We start from the raw sequence: 16,914 nt of genomic DNA on the forward strand, positions 1-16,914 counted from the left end.
GTTTCCGACGAATGTAGACTACTCCGGATTTCGCCAGTATCCCTCTGATGCGGCAATCACCCTTGCTGAATACGGAAGAGCCGAATCATGGACCGCCTCGAAGCAATGAACGTCTACGTGCGGGTCGTCGATGCCGGTAGTTTGTCGGCCGCCGCGCGCGCGATTCCGATGTCGCTAACTTCGGTCAGCAGGCACATTTCGGCGCTGGAAGAGCATTTCGGCGCGCAACTGCTTCGACGCACCACACGCCATCTCGCGATGACCGACGAAGGTCGCATCCTGTACGACCGCGCGAAGGCAATCCTTGGCGAAGTGGATGAACTCGGCAGTGCGATGTCGGCGGGGCGTGGCAAGCTCTCTGGCCGCCTACGGCTCAGCGCGCCGAACCTGCTCGGCCGGCTGGTGATCGCGCCACTTTTGCCGCGCTTTCTCGAGCTTCATCCGGACGTGGCTGTTGATCTCCTGCTCGTCGATCGTGCGGTCAATCTGGTCGACGAGGGTCTGCATCTCGCCGTGCGCATCGGGCGTCTGCCGGATTCGAGCCTCGTCGCGCGCAAGCTCGGCGACATTCAGATGGTGACCTGCGCAGCGCCCGCGTACCTCGCGCATCGCGGCACGCCTCATACTCCCGGCGATCTGCGCAAGCACGACTGCCTCGTCTTTTCAGACGCACCTGGGGCCGTTGACTGGCGCTTCGAGTCGCGTGCGATGCGCACGCGCGTCAGCGTAACGGGCCGTCTGTGGATGAATAGCCTGGACGCGCTGGTACTGGCGTCGATTCAAGGTGCCGGGATCGTGCGCGCGCCCACATGGCAGGTCGCGGAGCACGTCCAGTCGGGTCGCTTGCGGCCCGTCCTGGAGATGTACGCACCGCCCGCAACGCCGGTCCACGTGCTGTTTGAACGCGTGAAATTGTCGTCGCCGAAAATCCGGATCTTCGCCGACTATCTCGTCGAACATTGGCCATCCGCGTGACCGTCTTGCGCCAGGCAAGCGACGCCGCGCAAGTTCAACCGATCCGAACGCTGTCGAGAATCTCGTCTGAACCGGCCTCGAGCGGAGCGAAATTGGTCGAGCGCACATAATCCGGTCGCGGCTGCTCTACTTCTTCAGGCTTGTTCTTCACCTGGTTGTAGACGATATAGGCCTGCCATCGATCGTCACCGGACAGGTTATGACCCGACGCATGCACAATGTTCGCGTCGAAAAACACGACTGTTCCCGGGCGGCCGATGATAGGCACGGCCTTGGGATGGCTCGACAAAATATCGAGCATGGTCGGCTTCGGTACCACGTAGAAGCGATAACCGGTTGCCTCGTCGAACGTCGGATCGAGCGAACCCAGTTTGTGGCTCCGCGGGATGAAGTAGAGACATCCGCCCATTTCGGTCGGCTGGTCGAGCATGACCAACGCGGTTGTCATCCGCGGCTCTTTCACGCCGTCGATATGCCAGGTGCCGAAGTCTTGATGCCATTGCCAGACGGAACCGTCGATTGCCGTCTTCAAATTGCACTTCGTGTGATAGACGTAGAGCTGGTCATCGTCGATCAGTTGTTGTGCCGGCCCGAGCAATCTGGGAGAGCGCACTGCGGCGTGAAAAACCGCCGATGCCGTCGGACTTTCTGTCTCGTGAACCTTGTAGATGGTTTTTGCAATGCCGCCCGTTTTTTCCCGGACAAGATGGTCGGTGTCAATCTTCTGGATTCGGCGCAACTCGCTCTTCATATGCGCAATTTCTTCTTCTGAGAAAAGCTCCGGCAGAACAACGAATCCATCGCGCTCGTATGCTTCCAACTGTGACGCGGTAAGTTCCATGAGGGCTCTCCTGACTTGTCGGCGCAATGTCATGATCGTAAGACCGGTCACGTCCAATGTAAAAGATATAATAAGTTGCGTATCGATACCTCAGAGGTTCCACATGGAACTGCGTCATCTACGCTACTTTCTGGTGGTGGCACGCACACTCAACTTCACGAAAGCGGCGGATGAACTGCACATGGCGCAGCCGCCGTTGAGCCGGCAGATACGCGATCTGGAAGAAGAACTCGGCGTAGCGCTTTTTGAGCGACGGGGCAAACGAGTGTTTCTTTCGTCGGCGGGCCAGGTCTTCGAAGAACGGGCCAAGCGAATCCTGATGGAAACGAACTCCGCGATCGTGGATTCGCAACGCGCGGCACGAGGGGAAGTCGGCCGGGTGGCGGTGGGGTTCTTCGAGCACATCGCGTATACGCTGCTGCCGCCGCTCTTGCGCGAATTTCAGCAGCGTTATCCCGCGGTGACAGTCGAGCTTCGATGGTTTTCCTCCGCGGAACAGATCAATGCGCTCGACCGAGGGGACATCGATCTGGCGTTCGTCCGCTCTTTGCCGCCTGATACGCGACTGAACAGCGTCTTGTTGCTTCAGGAGCCGTTTTACGTTGCTATCGCCAAGGACAACCCACTCGCAGCAAAACGGCGGATTTCCATCAAGGACTGCAGGCAGTTGCGCGTCATCAATTACCGGAAAGATGTCGCGCCGGACTATCACGCCACCATCAACCAGTTGTGCGCGCTTGCCGGATTTTCCCCATCCACGAGCTTTGAAATGGGGCAGATCTACGCTTCGCTTGGCCTCGTAAGCGCCGGGTTTGGCGTGACGCTCGTACCGGCGTCAGTTCAACGAACGCACATGGACAACGTCGTCTATCGTCCTCTGCGCGAACAGCACGCGAAAAGCGAACTCTACCTCGCGTGGAAGGAACCCGGTCCGCCCCCCGCGCTAGGCTCTTTTGTTCAACTAGCGCGCGAGATAGCCGCGCACTACCCGCGAAAAGCGAAGGTCGAGTAAGCGCGAAGCGGTACGGCGTCAATGGCGATGAACAGGTTGGTTTTGAAAAAGGGAAAATGTCGGCGAACCTGCTCTGCTGTGCGGCCACCCTATGCGACGCTGATGCGATTGCTCGATCGCCACGCATTCGGCAAGATTCGGTGATCGCTTCGCCCGACGTCATCCAGCACACCGCCTGCATCGGCGCGCACTCATGCGTTTGCAACGTTCGCCATCGTATCCAAGAAGGTCGACATGAATTTCAGGTCCTTACAGTGCTTCGTCATTCTCGCGGAGGAACTGAACTTCAGCCGCGCGGCCGAGCGGCTGCATATCGCGCAACCGGCGTTGAGCCAGCAGATCCGGCTGCTGGAAGAGCGGCTCGGCACGCAACTCGTCGATCGCGCGAGACGCCCGCTGCGGCTCACCGAGGCGGGCCACTATCTCTGCACCGAAGCGCGTCAGATTCTCGGCTCGTGGGAACAAGCCAGTCTGGGCGCGCAGGAAATCGGCATCGGGCGGCGCGGCTGGCTGTCGATCGGGTTCACGCGGTCCGCGATGTACAGCATCCTGCCGCCCGCGCTGAAGGCGTTCCATCACTCGTATCCGGAAGTCGAGCTCAAGCTCTTCGAGATGCTGACCGAAGAACAGACCGATGCACTGCGCGACCTGCGCATTCATGTCGGCATCGGACGTCAGCCGCTCGACATCCCCGGTTGCACGTCGTATCCGCTGCTGCGTGAACATGTGGTGGCCGTGCTGTCGCCGGATCATCCGCTGGCGGGCAGGAAGAAGGTGCGTATCGCCGAACTCGAAGATACGCCGCTCATCGTGTATCCGAAGCATCAGAACGCGCAGTTCAAGCGCACCGTGCAGTCCTTGTATCGCGATGCGGGCGTCACGCCTTTCATCGCTCATCAGGCTTACGAAATCCAGACGGCGATCGCGCTCGTCGCGGCGGGGCTCGGCGTGACCTTCGTCGGCGAATCGGTCGCGCGGCATGGACGCACCGACGTCGTGTTTCGTCAGCTCTCAGGCCCGGGTGCGTCGCGCTGGTCGACGCTCGCCGCCACATTCCGCACGGACGACGATTCGGCGCATCTGCGTGCCTTTCTCGCATGCCTTCCTCCGCCGCTGACCGGCGCCGCACTATAAGAGAACGCTTATAGAAGCATAAGGAACGCGTCTTGGACGCGGGCCGGCGCGCTACTTATCATCGATTTTCATGTCCTGGGCCGGCATGCCTTACGCGCAGCCGAACGGACAGACGAGCGGCGCAGGCCGTTTGTAAAGCGAGGCCGCAGAGCCTCGCGATCCGATGAAAAAGAACGTGGAGACGGCATGGCCCCATTCAACGAAGCAGCAACGATGCGAAAGGTATACGGGCGGCTCATGCCCCTGCTCTTCGCGATGATGTTCTTCAACTACCTCGATCGCATCAACATCGGCTTTGCCGCGCTCGACATGAACAAGGCGCTCGGCTTCAGCCCCGCCGTGTTCGGCTTCGCAGGCAGCATCTTCTTCGTCGGCTACATGGTGCTCGAGGTGCCGAGCAATCTGCTGCTGCATCGCGTGGGCGCGCGCCGCTGGATCGCGCGCATCCTGCTCACGTGGGGCGCGGTCGCGGCCGTCACCGCGTTCGTATTCGACGACAAGAGCTTCTACGTGCTGCGCTTTCTGCTCGGCGTCATGGAAGCGGGTTTCCTGCCGGGCGTCGCGGTGTATCTGACGAAGTGGTTCCCCGAGCGCTATCGGGCGCGCGCGGTCGGCGGCTACATCATCGCGGGATCGTTTTCCGCCGTGCTCGGCGGCCCGATCTCGACCGCGCTGATGACCTACGCGAACGGCATCCTCGGCCTGCAGGGATGGCAATGGATGTTCATCCTCGAAGGCATTCCGGCGATGCTGCTCGGCCTGCTCACGCTGCGCATCATGACGGAGCGCCCCGCCGACGCCGACTGGCTCGCCGACGACGAAAAGCGCTGGCTCGAAACGACGCTCGCGGCAGAGCGCGAAGCGGTCGGCGGCAACGCGCACTTCCCGCTGCTGCGCGTGGCGGGCGATGTCCGCGTATGGAGCCTCGCGTGTCTCTTCGGCTGCGCGCTCGTCGGCATCTACGGGCTCTTTCTGTGGCTGCCGCAGATCGTCAAGAGTCTCGGTCATCTGAGCAACATCGAAGTCGGCTTTCTTTCCGCCGCGCCGCCGCTTCTCGGCGTGCTCGGCACGTTCATCATCAGCCGCAGTTCGGACCGCACGGGCGACCGCAAAAAGCATCTCGCGTTCGTCTACGGCATGAGCGCACTCGCGATCGCGGGCAGCGCGTATGCGCCGAATCCGGTCGTCGCCTATGCGCTGCTGTGCGTGACCGGCCTCTTCATCTACGCAGGCAATCCGCTGTTCTGGAGCCTCGCCTCGTCGTTCAGGACCGGCGCGGCGGGCGCGGCGACCATCGCGCTCATCAACACGATCGCGCAGTTCGGCGGCCTCGTCGGGCCGTGGAGCATCGGGCTCGTGCGCAACGCGACGGGCAACTTCAAGCTCGCGTTGCTGACGATCGCGGCGTTCCTCGTCGTCGCGACGATCATCGCGCTCGTCATGCGCGTGAAGCCCGCCGACGACGAAGACACTTCGCTGCCCGCATCCGATTCGCACGAAGCGGGCGCACAACGACAGGAAAACCACGCATGATCATCGATTGTCACGGTCACTACACGACCTCGCCGCCGCAGCACGAAGCATGGCGCGCGCAGCAGATCGCCGCGCTGAAGGACGGCGCATCGGCGCCGCCGCGCCCCGCCATCTCCGACGATGAAATCCGCGAAAGCATCGAGAACGGCCAGCTTCGCATCCAGCGCGAGCGCGGCACCGATCTCACGATCTTCTCGCCGCGCGCCGCCGGCATGGGCCATCATCTGGCGACGGCGGAGGCCAACGCGGTCTGGTCGGAAGCATGCAACGACCTCGTGCATCGCGTCGTCGACCTGTTTCCGCGTAATTTCGTCGGCGTCTGTCAGTTGCCGCAAGCGCCGGGCGTGGCGCCCGAGAATTGCATCGCCGAACTGCGCCGCTGCGTGGAAGAACTGGGTTTCATCGGCTGCAATCTGAATCCCGATCCTTCGGGCGGGCACTGGTCCGGGCTGCCGCTCACCGACCGCTCGTGGTATCCGCTCTACGAAGCGATGGTCGAGCTCGACGTGCCCGCGATGATCCACGTTTCGTCGTCGTGCAATCCGAACTTTCATGCGACCGGCGCGCATTACATCAACGGCGATACATCGGCGTTCATGCAATTGCTCCAAGGCGATCTGTTCGCGGATTTCCCGACGCTCAAGTTCGTCATTCCGCACGGCGGCGGCGCGGTGCCGTATCACTGGGGACGATATCGCGGACTCGCGCAGGACATGAAGCGGCCGCTGCTCACCGAATATCTGCTGAACAACGTGTTCTTCGATACCTGCGTCTACCATCAGCCGGGCGCCGAGCTGCTCGCAAAGGTGATTCCGGCGAAGAACATCCTGTTCGCGTCGGAGACGATCGGCGCGGTGCAGGGCATCGATCCCGAAACGGGTCATTACTTCGACGACACGCGCCGTTATATCGACGCGATCGAATGGCTCAGCGACGCGGATCGCCAGCGCATTTTCGAGGACAACGCGCGCGCGGTGTACGGACGGCTTTCCGCGCAACTGGAACGGCAACCATCGAACGAAGGAGCGACCGCATGAATCCGGCCGGATGGCGTGAATACGAATCCGCGGCTCAGGCGAGCCCCGCGACGCTCGCCGCGTTGCGCGAGCTGGCGGTATCGCTTCTGAGCGACAACATGGCCCGCGTGAGCGGCACGACCGGACTGCGTCCCTATCATCGTCCGAAGCCGATGGCCGGCACGGCCGTCACGGTACGCACGCGCGGCGGCGACAATCTCGCGATCCATCGCGCGTTCGACTACTGCCGCCCCGGCGACGTGCTCGTCATCGACGGCGCCGGCGAGCTCACGCAGGCGCTCATGGGCGACATCATGGCGAGCTTCGCGCAGAGCATCGGCGTGCAGGGTCTCGTCATCGACGGCGCGATCCGCGACGTCGGCGCGCTCGGCCAGCGCGACTTTCCCGTGTACGCGCGCGGCGTCACGCATCGTGGGCCGTACAAGAACGGGCCGGGCGAGATCAACGTGCCGGTGACGGTCGGCGGGATGGTGGTGAATCCGGGTGATATCGTCGTCGGCGATGAAGACGGCGTGCTCGCCATCGCGCCCGCCGACGTCGAAGCGGTGATCGAAGGCGCGCGCAAGCAGGCGGCGAAGGAAGCGGCGGCGCTCGAGTCGATCGCGGAAGGCCGTTTCGATCGTGCGTGGGTCGCGGTTCAACGCGACCGCATGATGAACGGCTGACGCCTTGCCGAACCGCCGCGAACGCACGCATGATGGCGCGTTCGCTTCATCGACTATCGACCGCCATGCCCGACTTTCTCGACGCCGCCGCGCTCATCGACCTCGCGCGACGCGCGCAAGCCCGCGCGCCGCAACCCTGCGCGTGCACGAAAACGCCGCTCGACGGCTGGCAATCGCAGCCGCTGTCGCTCGACGAATCGCAGTTCCGCGAGATCGGCACGCTGTTACCGGAGCACGATCCGGAGCCGACCTTCGCCGAATATCTGCCAGGCAAGACGAACTACTGGTCCGCCGATGCGCCCATCGCGCCGCGCTTCTTTCCGTATAACCGCTGCGGCGTCTGGGAATGCTCGTCCTGCGGGCGGCTGTATCTGCGCTACACGGAAGGCGGCGGCTACTTCGTCGATCGCAGGATTCGCGCGGTGCGCGCGGATCTGATCGAAGACGTCTCGCCGTGACAATGCGCGCTCGCGCAGGAACGTCCGTTTCGCGCGAGCACGCATTTCAGCCTCAACTCACCGCATCCTTCACCTTCTTGCCATCGGGCCGTCCGAGGCCGGTGCAGGCGTCCCATCCGGCTGTCGCGTGGAAATCGTCGTTATTGCCCTTTGTGATGTCGACGAGCGCCAGCGGGTCCTTGTAGAGATGCGGATTGATATACCCCACCGGCGCGCCCTTGATCGCGTTGATGCGCGCGATCAGTCCGGCCCATAGCGGCGCGACCGCGCTCGTTCCGCCGATCACCATGTCGTGACCGTCGACGCGCACTTCGTAGCCGGTCACGGGATCGGCATTGCCGGCGACATCGGGCACGCCGCGCATCGCGAGCGGACTGTGTGCGCCGCCCGCGCGCGTGACCCGCAGCCCTTCCTGCCACGCGGGCAGCGCGAAGAACGAGCTCACGCCGCCGCCGGTCGCGCCGCCGTTGGCGCCGTCGTTCCATACGGTCTCGCTAGCGATTCCGTTGCCGCTCGCCTGCAGCGACGTGCCGCCGCAGCCCAGCGCATACGGACTGGACGCCGGGAAATCGACGTGATCCGCGCCATCGCCCACGCCGTCGCCGGAACCGTTGTCGCCGGATGCCGCGCAAATCGTCACGCCGAGCGCCGCCGCCGACTGGAACGCCTGATCGAACGCGTTCATCGCCTGCTGCGTCCATGCCGATTCCGGACCGCCCCAGCTGATCGAAATCACCGACGGCTTGTTCTTCGTGTCATGAATCGCGGTGCCGATGGCGTCGATAAAACCCGCGTCGGTGTTGGGCGCGAAATAGACGACGATCTTCGCGCCCGGCGCGACCGCGCCCGCGACTTCGATATCGAGCATCACTTCGCCATCGGGACCGTTCGGATCGCCGGTCGGATGATTGCGTCCGTGATCGACCGAAACCGCGGTCACGGACGGCGCCTTCATATTCAGCGACGCGAAATACGTCTTGAGATCCGCGGGACGGTAGCCGCCGCCCAGCTCGATGATCCCGATGCATTGATTCTGACCGTCGCCTTGCGGGAATTCATAGAGCGACGCGAGCTGCACCGGCGTGAACGTCGACGCGCCCGCTGCGCGCGCTGTCCAGCGCACGTTGCCCTGCGCGCGGGTCCGGAAGCTGGGCCGCGCCTGCGGACGGTTGTCGAGACCCATGACGGCATCGACGACGCCGTTCAGTTCATCGGGCAGATGGATCGGTCCCGTGCGGCCGCGATAGGTGCCGCCGTCATGTTCGTACTGTTGCAGGCTCACGCCGAAGGCCGCGTCGAACTGCGCGACCGTGCCGGAGAGCACGACCGCGCGCCGCGCCTCGTGACTCTCGACGACCGACAGTCCGTGCTTTTGCGCGAACGCATGGACCGCCGCCAGGTCCGCGCTGTCCGCGCCGAAATGCTTCGTGAACTCGTCGTGATCGATATGCTTCGCCGACGCGCCTTGCGCCGCAAGCGCGCTGATGTGCTTCTCGAACGCATCGTGCGAGCGCCGTCGCACGAGCATGGTGACCTCCAGACGTTCGTTCGGGTCTGCCTTGCCGATGGGCTGCGCGTCCTTTAAACACTCGCGTTCGCTTCCATTGAGCGGATGGTTTGCCATGTCTCAACACTCCTGAGAAACGCCGCCGTCGTGGGTTGCGTTTTCGATGCCTCGCGGGCGGCGGGCGGGCATCGGATGCCGTGCGATACGCGCTTATTGACCGCCGAAATAGATCTGCTTCATCTCCTGCGCTGATGCCGGGCGCATGACGGCGCGAGCGCCCGTCGCCGACGCGCCCGACATCGCGCCGCCATAGCCAGTCGCGTCGTTCCGGCTCGATACGCGCGCCTCCGCTGCCTGGATCGCCGCCGGATAGCCGGGATCCTCGCCTCTGCCCGGGTAGTAGCCGGCCTGCTCCAGTTGCTCGAGCTCGGCGCGCACCTGGGCGCGCGTGAGCGCCGCGTCCGTCTGCGCGAGCGCGGCAATCGGCAGCGCAAGCGCGGACGCCGCCGCGAGCGCCATCAAAATCGGTTTCATGATGATCTCCTTGATGATGCGAAAGTCCGTGACGCGGACGTGCTCGTCCGCAGATGAAAGACGATCACCGATGGAAAAAATCGCATTCTTCGTTGCGCGATATGAACGCGATGCGCGCGAAGGGCAACGCCTTCGCGAATCGTCCGTAGAATCGCGTCAGAATAATGCTGCGCGAAAAGCTGCAAGGAGCTAACGATGTCACAACGAAACACTGACGAGGCGCTTCGTCGCATGGCGTCGATCGTCGCGCTGGTGTTCGCGCTGGTGCTCGTCGTGTTGAAGGTGTGGGCCTGGTTCGCGACCGGATCGATTTCGCTGCTCACCGCCGCAGCCGATGGCCTCGTCGATGTCGTCGCGTCTTCGGTGACGTTCATGGGTGTGCGCTATGCCCTGCGCCCGGTCGACGAGGGGCACCGCTACGGTCACGGCAAGGCCGAAGCGGTGGCGGCGTTCGTGCAGGCGCTGCTGCTCACGGGCGTGGCTGTCGGACTCGGCATCGAATCGGGGCAGCGCGTCGTGAATCCCGAACCGTTGAATCAGACAGACTTCGGGATCGCGGTCATCGTCGTGAGTACGCTTGCGGCCATCGGACTCGTGCTGATGCAGACGTGGGTCGTGAAGCGCACGGGATCGACCGCCATCGCCGCCGACCGCGCGCACTATGCGACCGATATCGCCGTGAATATCGCCGTGCTCGTCGCCCTGCTGCTCGATCACTTGCTCGACTGGCCACGCGCCGACGCAATCGGCGCGCTGTGCATCTCGCTCTACATGCTGTGGAACGCGCGCGGCATGGCGGTGGCTGCGCTCGTGCAACTGCTCGATCGCGAACTGGACGATCCCGAACGCGCGCGCATTGCGGCGGCCGTGACGGCGGTCGAAGGCGTGCAAGGCGTGCACGACATCCGCACGCGAAACGGCGGCGATCGCGTATTCGTCGAGTTCCATCTCGAAGTGGCCGGCGAGCTGACCGTCGCGCAGGGCCACGCCATCGCCGATGACGCGGAAAGAGCCGTGCAGCGGCTCTTTCAGGCATCGGACGTCACCGCGCACGTCGAACCGGCGGGCATCGTCGACGATCGTCTGGACGACCGCGTGCTCGGCACGGCATCCACCGCCGGCCACAAGTGATTGCATCGGTTCGTCGTGGCGCGGCGCACGCGGCATCGGCTGGACAAAATTACCGCGTCGGCGCGTCGGCCGACGCCCGCCGGCTTCCGGGCGCCTAAAGCTCCCGAATCCGGCTGACGTAAACAAGGCGTGATCTTCGCTAAAAGCAACGCCGAGCCCGCTGCCCGTTCATCGAGAGCCCGCGTCATCAACGTAATGTCCCAGTCTCCCCAATCCGGATCGTCCAGCACCGTCGCCAGCGGCGATCGCTCGCGACAGGGGCACAAGACCGCGCGAAATCAGGAATTTCTCGCTTTCTTTCTGTCCACGCGAAGCGACCGCGCGACGCTCTCCTGGACCGTTCTCACGCAGATCGGCCTCGCGGGCCTGGGCGTCGGCGCGCTCTGCTACCTCGCACTGTCGCTCGTGTCCGAAGGTGCGGCTTCCTGCGCGGGCGTCGTCTCGGGCGCGATCGCGTTCGCGTTCTTTTTGCGTCTTGCACGCCGGAGCGCCGCGCGCGCGAACGCCACGACCGCGCTCGCAAAAGCGCTTCTCGACGCCAATCGCGAATGCCTGAAACTGCTCGACGCCGATGGCCGCATGGTCCGCATTTCCGAATATGGCGCCGAACTCATGGAAGCGAGCGCGCCCGAACAACTCGCCGGTTCGAACTGGCTCGGCTTCTGGTCCGGTGAAGACGCGACCGCCGCGCACGATGCGTTTCATGCCGCCATGAGCGGCGCACGCGCGACATTCCGAGGCAGTTGCCCGACCACGTCGGGCGCGCCCAAGACCTGGCATTCGCGCCTCATTCCGATAGAGAACGGCGACGGCGGCGTGGAAGGCGTGATTTGCGCCTCGCAGGACATGACGCAGCAGGCGGAACTCGCCGCCGCGCTCTGCGCCAGAGAGACGCTGATGTCGGAGATGGAGGCGCACGTCGGCCTTTGCTTCTATTCCTATAACGCCGATTTCACGGGCTTTCATCACATCAGCGCGGGATGCGCGGCCGTCTTCGGCCTGGATGCGCAAACGTTTCGCGAGTCGCCCCAGGCCTGGATGGCGCTCGTGCTGCAGGAAGACCTGCCGCAACTCACGGCCGCGATGCGCCGGATCGCCGAATCGAAAGTCAGCCAGAAGGCGCTATACCGCATCCGCCGTCTGGACGGCAATGTGCGCTGGATTCAAAGCACCGGATCGCCCGTTCTGGACAGCGCGGGCAATGTGGCGCGCATCGTCGGCATCAGCGAGGATGTCACGGCGGAGCAGGACCGCCTCGCCGAACTCGACCGCCTCGCCTTCACGGATTCGCTGACCGGTCTCGCGAATCGCGCCGCGCTCATGTGCAGGATCGACGAGCGATGCCGCAAGCAGGCGCCCTTCGCGCTGATGTTCATCGACCTGGACCGTTTCAAGGTGCTCAACGACACGCTCGGTCACACGGCGGCGGACCGGCTGCTCAAATCGCTGAGCAGGGTCATCCGGGCCGCGTTGCCGGCCGATGCATTTCTCGCACGTCTCGGCGGCGACGAATTCGCCGTGCTGATCGACGGCGCGAAGCACAAGGACCCGCTCGCCGAGATCGCGCGCGCCACGCTCGATGCGCTCGTGCAGGCGGATCAGGCACACCGCGCCGGCACGATCACGGCGTCGATCGGCATATCGGTCTTTCCCGAAAACGGGGCGAATCGCGAGACGCTTCTGACGAGCGCCGATATCGCGATGTATGCGGCCAAGAAAGCCGGACGCAACGGCTACCGTTTCGCCGACAAGGATTCGAGCGAACGCATCGTCGATTTCGAACTCGAGCGCGACCTGCCCGCGGCGCTCGCCAAGAAGGAGTTTCAGCTTCACTACCAGGCGATCCACGAGCCGCACACGCGCGAGGTCCGCAGCGTCGAAGCGCTCATTCGCTGGCGGCATCCGGAGCGCGGGCTCGTCTCGCCGGGCGTCTTCATACCCATTCTCGAAGAGAGCGGCTTCATCGCCGAAGTCGGCGCATGGGTGATGGACGACGCCCTGCGTCAGCTCGCGCTATGGCGGCAGGCCGGCGCGCGCGCGCTCGGCGTTTCGGTGAACGTGTCGGCGCGACAGTTGCGCGACGCGACCATCGTCGATGTCGTCGACGAAGCCTTGCGCCGCCATGCCCTGCCCGCCTCGACGCTGCAACTCGAACTCACCGAGAGCGCGCTGATGGACGACCCGAGCCTTGCACAGCGCACGCTCGGTGCGTTGAAGAAGCTGGGCGTGCGCATCGCCATCGACGACTTCGGCACCGGCTATTCGAGTCTGCGCTATCTGGCTGATTTCGCACCGGACTGCGTGAAGATCGACCGCTCCTTCATCACGCGGATGGAATCGGATCAGGCAACGCGCAGCATCGTGTGCGGCATCATCCAGATGTGTCACACGCTGGGCCTGAGCGTGACGGCTGAAGGCGTCGAGGAAACAGCGCAACTGGAATTGCTCAGGCATGCGCAATGTGACTTCGTGCAGGGCTTCCTGCTGAGCCGGCCGGTCGCCCCCGACGACGTGCTCGGGCTCCCGATCGCCACGCCGTCCGCATTGATAGATTAGGAAAGGAACCGCGAAATTCGCGCGCTTGCTTTTCCTTTCGGTGAACCCTAACCTTACGCCGAAGTTGTGACTAAATGTAACGTTTGTATCAAGATGATCGCGAACGTCGATCGAGTCGCAAACGACGCACAAGAAAATTGCACGGCAAGAATGCCGGCATGAACCACGGGGTTTTTCCGAAGAGCGGGAAACCATGAATAGCAGTGAATCGCTTGACTCGATCCGCGAGATCAATCTGTCGTACGTGATCCTTGCACAACGCATGTTGCTCGAGGACAAGTCCGTCGCCATGTTCCGGCTCGGGCTTTCGCCGGAAATCGCCATGATTCTGGCCAGTCTCACGCCCGCGCAAACAATCAAGCTTTGCAGTTCGAACCAGTTGTTGTGCGCGTTTCGCTTCAACGATCATTCGTTGCTGTCCGCATTGACGCAACCGGCCACGCACGTCGACGTCGGCGCCACTCACGCCGCCATCCTGCTGGCCGGACAGCCGGCGGAACAGTTCGCATGAGCATGGAAACCACGCTTCGCAAAAGCGTCAGCGACGACGCGCAGGAAGTCTATCGCGCGATTGCTCTCATCGAACTGGGCGCTCGCATGCAGTTGCTCGAAACCGAGTTGACGTTATCGCGCGACCGCATGATCCGTCTGTATCGGGAATTGAAGGGCATGCCGCCGCCCAAGGGCATGCTGCCGTTCTCGGCGGACTGGTACATGACGTGGATGCCCAACATCCATTCATCGCTCTTCTACAACATCTATCTGTTTCTCAAGGAGCAGACACGCTGTTCGCGTCTCGATGCGTTGACCAAGGCTTATCGACTGTATGTGGAGCACTGCGGGCAGAACCGGCTCGAAGTCGTCCTGAGCCTGACGCGTGCATGGACACTGGTGCGCTTCTTCGAAGCGGACATGCTGCAGCAGACGCCATGCTGCCGCTGCAAGGGCAAGTTCGTCGCGCACAGGCACGATCTTCAGGCGCATTTCGTGTGCGGCGCGTGTCAGCCGCCGTCACGCGCGGGGCGGACGAAGAAGGCTGCGAGCAGCAAGGCCGAGTGCGGTTCGCTGGCGGCGTGAGTGGATGAACTCAGGTCGGCCATCCATGTGTGAAGCGCTGTAGCCACGCCATGGTCTGGCCGCCTTCCCATCGAGTGCTCCAGAACGGTTCGTGGCTTTTGATCTGCATCGGCAACAACGCATGTGCGACATCGAAATACGGTTTCAGATCCGCTTGAACGTTGCGGTCGCCGAGCGTCGGGCTGTCCGACACCTGCAAAAGCGTCGCGAAAGGCCCATCGACGAAATCGAAAGCAGCAAGCTTCGCCTGCGCTAATTCCTTTTGAAATTGCGTTCGAAAAGGTTCGCCGATGACCGTCAGCCAGCTCAGGCACTTGTAGCCTCGCTTGAGTTCCCTCGCGCTCAGTTCGATCTCCTCCACATCGCAGCCCCAGTATCGGCGCGCCAAAGCATAGATGCGCTCGAACGAAACTTCTTCGTATTTCGAAGACGGACGTCCCTGCAGCAGATAACCGCCATAGCCCGAGCAAACCGGAAACATCGACATCATGTCGAGTGCGAGTGAACGGAGGAATGCGGCATCGACTTGCCAATCGAATTCGAAGCGAAAGAAGCTCGCCATTTCGGGTTCCGTAAAAGGCCGAAAGCCGTGAAACATGAAGACCCGCGAATCGACGGGCTTTGCGTCCGAAAACCCATAGCCCCAATGCACCGTCTTGCGCAGTTCGGGAAGCAAGACGGTTTCGAAGCGAATGCGCGCCGCCGCATCCCACGCTTCGAGCCTCGCCCACGAAACGGTCGACCTGTAGTTCCTGAAGACATCGCCGACCGCGCGAAGGTACGCGTCATACACGCGTCTCGCCGTGACCGGACCGGGCGGATCGGGCACATAGAACACGAGATGCTGTTTCAATTCGACCAGCGGCATGGGCGACGAAGGATCATCCGTGAATTCGAGGATGGGGTTTGCCATCGCGTCGGACTTCCCGGTCAGGGTTTGAGGTTTTTCCGGTCTTTCTGCTGAGCGGCAACACGACGCTCCAGCACTGAAAGATAGCCCTTCAGGAAAGCCTCGAAGTTATCGTGACGCCATTGCTCCCCGATGCTGGAAATCCACACAACCTCGTAGCCATGCTTAGAGGGCGAAGTGTCCACGTCGAACGAAACGCACTCCGGCGTGTTCCCCGCACCGATGACGAACTGGCTGCACGCCGGGTACTCGTCGACCATTTCCGGAAGGAGACCGTGGTCGTCGCGCGCGACCTCGAGCGCCGAAAGCAGTGACAATTCATCATTCATCAAGCTGGATACGCCATTGCTCGTGGACAGAAACAATCGATAACTCGCCGGCATGACGAGGTTGCGCGCTTGCAAGAAGGCATCGAGCGCCGCCAGGTCGCCTCCGCTCGCCGGCGGGCGCAGTTGAGGCCGCACGGGATCGTCGCTGAAGTAGCCGTTGAGCTTGAACTTGGTATCACTCAGCTTCTGCAGCAGGTCTTGCATCTGTTGGGTGTTCACGCGACCTCCTTAATCACAGTTACAAGAGGGATGCGCTTTCATGCGCTTGGGGGCGGGTTTGAGCCGGTTCATGCTGCCGCCGACCGTGTAATTCACGCGGGCGTCGGCCCATCGCATATTGGCGCTGGTGAGTGGCCCGCTAAGAGAAGCCGGGTGCATGTGATCCGGATTCATTGCGCCCCGGCCGCTGCGAGCGGGGTCCGCCAATCCTCCCGCCTGCTTCCATTTTTCGTGCTGACAGTCCGGCGGCTTCACGTTCTTCGGACTGTAAAACATGCGCTTGATGGCCGGATGATCGGGATTGCCGGCGGCCGCGGTCACTGCGTCGGCGAAGTCCTTCGCGAATTGCTTGAGGCTCGCCTGATACGCATCGTAGTGGTCGGAACCGGGATTGCTGGGACTATCGCTCAGCCTCGCCTTCTTGCTCTTCGACTGGTTGTAGGCCTTGACCATCTCGCAGACCTGACCGCACATGCAATCGTCCCATTTGCGCTTTTTCTTTTTCTTCTTTTTCCCGCAATCCGGTCCGACCTGAGTCGCCGGCGGACGTTTCGATCTTTTCTGCTTCACGCCTGTCATCGTCGCGCCGGTATTGGGCGGAGAACCGTTCGGGCCGCAGTTGTTGAGCATCGGCTCGGCGAGAAGATGAACGCTCTTGCCCTCGATTTTCACCGTCATCGATCCCGGCGTGATGAATCTGGCCGGCCCGTGCGTGTTGCTCGAAAGCAGACCGCCGCCCGTGCCCTTGCTGGCCATGTCGCCGAAGCTGTTGAACATCGCGCCCCGGATAGCCACCTCGTCGCCCTCGATCTTGACGCTCGTCGAATAGCCGTCCGGCGAATCCCCCGATTTGGCGGTATTGGGCAACGCAGCCGGAACGAACGGAGCGGGCGGCCCCGGCATCTTGCACATGTTCGGGAGCGTGGCCCGAGCAGTGCCGGAACTGCCCTTGGTGACAGGCGTCTTCGGAGGATGGATTCCAACGCTGGTCATGGC

General features: G+C 62.9%; 17 protein-coding genes. 11 read left to right on the forward strand and 6 right to left on the reverse strand.

Annotated features, from left to right (window positions below):
- The first annotated feature begins 105 nt into the window (after nucleotides 1–105).
- The gene (locus NCS00_RS31425) at nucleotides 106–975 is read left to right on the forward strand and encodes a LysR family transcriptional regulator (protein WP_284508234.1); all 870 of its coding nucleotides are present in this window, start codon (nucleotides 106–108) and stop codon (nucleotides 973–975) included.
- Nucleotides 976–1,009: 34 nt separating this feature from the next.
- Here the strand turns inward: NCS00_RS31425 and NCS00_RS31430 are convergent, their stop codons facing one another.
- Entirely contained in the window at nucleotides 1,010–1,816 is an 807-nt protein-coding gene (locus NCS00_RS31430) for a phytanoyl-CoA dioxygenase family protein (RefSeq protein ID WP_250442116.1), read from the reverse strand.
- Between the two features lie 103 nt (nucleotides 1,817–1,919).
- Between NCS00_RS31430 and NCS00_RS31435 the strand changes: the two genes are divergently transcribed.
- The 6 genes from NCS00_RS31435 to NCS00_RS31460 all read left to right on the forward strand — a co-directional run bounded on the left by NCS00_RS31435 (nucleotide 1,920) and on the right by NCS00_RS31460 (nucleotide 7,655).
- A complete protein-coding gene (locus NCS00_RS31435) occupies nucleotides 1,920–2,828 on the forward strand; it encodes a LysR family transcriptional regulator (protein ID WP_008345399.1) in 909 nt (302 codons plus the stop codon).
- Between the two features lie 234 nt (nucleotides 2,829–3,062).
- Complete coding sequence (locus tag NCS00_RS31440) at nucleotides 3,063–3,962, forward strand: LysR family transcriptional regulator (RefSeq protein WP_175982437.1); 900 nt, start codon at nucleotides 3,063–3,065, stop codon at nucleotides 3,960–3,962.
- 186 nt (nucleotides 3,963–4,148) lie between these two features.
- On the forward strand, nucleotides 4,149–5,495 hold the full coding sequence (locus NCS00_RS31445; RefSeq protein ID WP_033535663.1) for an MFS transporter: 1,347 nt from the start codon (nucleotides 4,149–4,151) through the stop codon (nucleotides 5,493–5,495).
- Nucleotides 5,492–6,532 (forward strand): amidohydrolase family protein, encoded by a 1,041-nt coding sequence (locus NCS00_RS31450; protein ID WP_250442117.1) that lies wholly within the window; start codon nucleotides 5,492–5,494, stop codon nucleotides 6,530–6,532. Before NCS00_RS31445 ends, NCS00_RS31450 begins: the two co-directional genes overlap by 4 nt.
- Nucleotides 6,529–7,197 (forward strand): RraA family protein, encoded by a 669-nt coding sequence (locus NCS00_RS31455; protein WP_008345394.1) that lies wholly within the window; start codon nucleotides 6,529–6,531, stop codon nucleotides 7,195–7,197. Before NCS00_RS31450 ends, NCS00_RS31455 begins: the two co-directional genes overlap by 4 nt.
- Nucleotides 7,198–7,262: 65 nt before the next feature.
- Nucleotides 7,263–7,655 (forward strand): hypothetical protein, encoded by a 393-nt coding sequence (locus NCS00_RS31460; RefSeq protein WP_033535664.1) that lies wholly within the window; start codon nucleotides 7,263–7,265, stop codon nucleotides 7,653–7,655.
- A 52-nt stretch (nucleotides 7,656–7,707) separates the two neighbouring features.
- On the opposite strand, the gene NCS00_RS31465 is transcribed toward NCS00_RS31460, so the two are convergent.
- Together NCS00_RS31465 and NCS00_RS31470 are read right to left on the reverse strand one after the other, a co-directional pair.
- The gene (locus NCS00_RS31465; protein ID WP_250442118.1) at nucleotides 7,708–9,279 is read right to left on the reverse strand and encodes a S53 family peptidase; all 1,572 of its coding nucleotides are present in this window, start codon (nucleotides 9,277–9,279) and stop codon (nucleotides 7,708–7,710) included.
- Nucleotides 9,280–9,372: 93 nt separating this feature from the next.
- Nucleotides 9,373–9,696: a DUF4148 domain-containing protein gene (locus tag NCS00_RS31470; RefSeq protein ID WP_250442119.1), complete on the reverse strand. Its 324-nt coding sequence runs from the start codon at nucleotides 9,694–9,696 to the stop codon at nucleotides 9,373–9,375.
- A gap of 195 nt (nucleotides 9,697–9,891) precedes the next feature.
- Here NCS00_RS31470 and NCS00_RS31475 point away from each other — a divergent pair, with 195 nt between their 5' ends.
- The 4 genes from NCS00_RS31475 to flhC all read left to right on the forward strand — a co-directional run bounded on the left by NCS00_RS31475 (nucleotide 9,892) and on the right by flhC (nucleotide 14,460).
- Nucleotides 9,892–10,827, forward strand: a complete 936-nt coding sequence (locus tag NCS00_RS31475) for a cation diffusion facilitator family transporter (RefSeq protein WP_033535665.1) — start codon at nucleotides 9,892–9,894, stop codon at nucleotides 10,825–10,827.
- Nucleotides 10,828–11,022: 195 nt separating this feature from the next.
- The gene (locus NCS00_RS31480) at nucleotides 11,023–13,383 is read left to right on the forward strand and encodes a putative bifunctional diguanylate cyclase/phosphodiesterase (RefSeq protein ID WP_250442120.1); all 2,361 of its coding nucleotides are present in this window, start codon (nucleotides 11,023–11,025) and stop codon (nucleotides 13,381–13,383) included.
- Nucleotides 13,384–13,576: 193 nt separating this feature from the next.
- Entirely contained in the window at nucleotides 13,577–13,894 is a 318-nt protein-coding gene (flhD, locus tag NCS00_RS31485) for a flagellar transcriptional regulator FlhD (RefSeq protein WP_250437747.1), read from the forward strand.
- Nucleotides 13,891–14,460: a flagellar transcriptional regulator FlhC gene (gene flhC, locus NCS00_RS31490; protein WP_008345386.1), complete on the forward strand. Its 570-nt coding sequence runs from the start codon at nucleotides 13,891–13,893 to the stop codon at nucleotides 14,458–14,460. The genes flhD and flhC overlap by 4 nt, the downstream gene beginning before the upstream one ends.
- 10 nt (nucleotides 14,461–14,470) lie before the next feature.
- Here flhC and NCS00_RS31495 read toward each other — a convergent pair whose 3' ends face one another.
- Genes NCS00_RS31495 through NCS00_RS31505 form a run of 3 tightly spaced genes read right to left on the reverse strand, consistent with a single transcriptional unit; the run spans nucleotide 14,471 to nucleotide 16,911 of the window.
- On the reverse strand, nucleotides 14,471–15,373 hold the full coding sequence (locus NCS00_RS31495; protein ID WP_250442121.1) for a type VI immunity family protein: 903 nt from the start codon (nucleotides 15,371–15,373) through the stop codon (nucleotides 14,471–14,473).
- Between the two features lie 17 nt (nucleotides 15,374–15,390).
- The gene (locus NCS00_RS31500; protein ID WP_144403556.1) at nucleotides 15,391–15,918 is read right to left on the reverse strand and encodes an SMI1/KNR4 family protein; all 528 of its coding nucleotides are present in this window, start codon (nucleotides 15,916–15,918) and stop codon (nucleotides 15,391–15,393) included.
- A 9-nt stretch (nucleotides 15,919–15,927) separates the two neighbouring features.
- Complete coding sequence (locus tag NCS00_RS31505; protein ID WP_051078947.1) at nucleotides 15,928–16,911, reverse strand: PAAR-like domain-containing protein; 984 nt, start codon at nucleotides 16,909–16,911, stop codon at nucleotides 15,928–15,930.
- Nucleotides 16,912–16,914 lie beyond the last annotated feature (3 nt).

It is taken from the genome of Caballeronia sp. AZ1_KS37 (assembly GCF_023631165.1).
Taxonomy (GTDB): Bacteria; Pseudomonadota; Gammaproteobacteria; order Burkholderiales; family Burkholderiaceae; genus Caballeronia; species Caballeronia zhejiangensis.

Bases quoted from the DNA above. Each gene is read 5' to 3' on its own strand.
- NCS00_RS31425 (WP_284508234.1), top strand. From the start codon at position 106: ATGAACGTCTACGTGCGGGTCGTCGATGCCGGTAGTTTGTCGGCCGCC.
- NCS00_RS31430 (WP_250442116.1), bottom strand. From the start codon at position 1,816: ATGGAACTTACCGCGTCACAGTTGGAAGCATACGAGCGCGATGGATTC.
- NCS00_RS31435 (WP_008345399.1), top strand. From the start codon at position 1,920: ATGGAACTGCGTCATCTACGCTACTTTCTGGTGGTGGCACGCACACTC.
- NCS00_RS31440 (WP_175982437.1), top strand. From the start codon at position 3,063: ATGAATTTCAGGTCCTTACAGTGCTTCGTCATTCTCGCGGAGGAACTG.
- NCS00_RS31445 (WP_033535663.1), top strand. From the start codon at position 4,149: ATGGCCCCATTCAACGAAGCAGCAACGATGCGAAAGGTATACGGGCGG.
- NCS00_RS31450 (WP_250442117.1), top strand. From the start codon at position 5,492: ATGATCATCGATTGTCACGGTCACTACACGACCTCGCCGCCGCAGCAC.
- NCS00_RS31455 (WP_008345394.1), top strand. From the start codon at position 6,529: ATGAATCCGGCCGGATGGCGTGAATACGAATCCGCGGCTCAGGCGAGC.
- NCS00_RS31460 (WP_033535664.1), top strand. From the start codon at position 7,263: ATGCCCGACTTTCTCGACGCCGCCGCGCTCATCGACCTCGCGCGACGC.
- NCS00_RS31465 (WP_250442118.1), bottom strand. From the start codon at position 9,279: ATGGCAAACCATCCGCTCAATGGAAGCGAACGCGAGTGTTTAAAGGAC.
- NCS00_RS31470 (WP_250442119.1), bottom strand. From the start codon at position 9,696: ATGAAACCGATTTTGATGGCGCTCGCGGCGGCGTCCGCGCTTGCGCTG.
- NCS00_RS31475 (WP_033535665.1), top strand. From the start codon at position 9,892: ATGTCACAACGAAACACTGACGAGGCGCTTCGTCGCATGGCGTCGATC.
- NCS00_RS31480 (WP_250442120.1), top strand. From the start codon at position 11,023: ATGTCCCAGTCTCCCCAATCCGGATCGTCCAGCACCGTCGCCAGCGGC.
- flhD (WP_250437747.1), top strand. From the start codon at position 13,577: ATGAATAGCAGTGAATCGCTTGACTCGATCCGCGAGATCAATCTGTCG.
- flhC (WP_008345386.1), top strand. From the start codon at position 13,891: ATGAGCATGGAAACCACGCTTCGCAAAAGCGTCAGCGACGACGCGCAG.
- NCS00_RS31495 (WP_250442121.1), bottom strand. From the start codon at position 15,373: ATGGCAAACCCCATCCTCGAATTCACGGATGATCCTTCGTCGCCCATG.
- NCS00_RS31505 (WP_051078947.1), bottom strand. From the start codon at position 16,911: ATGACCAGCGTTGGAATCCATCCTCCGAAGACGCCTGTCACCAAGGGC.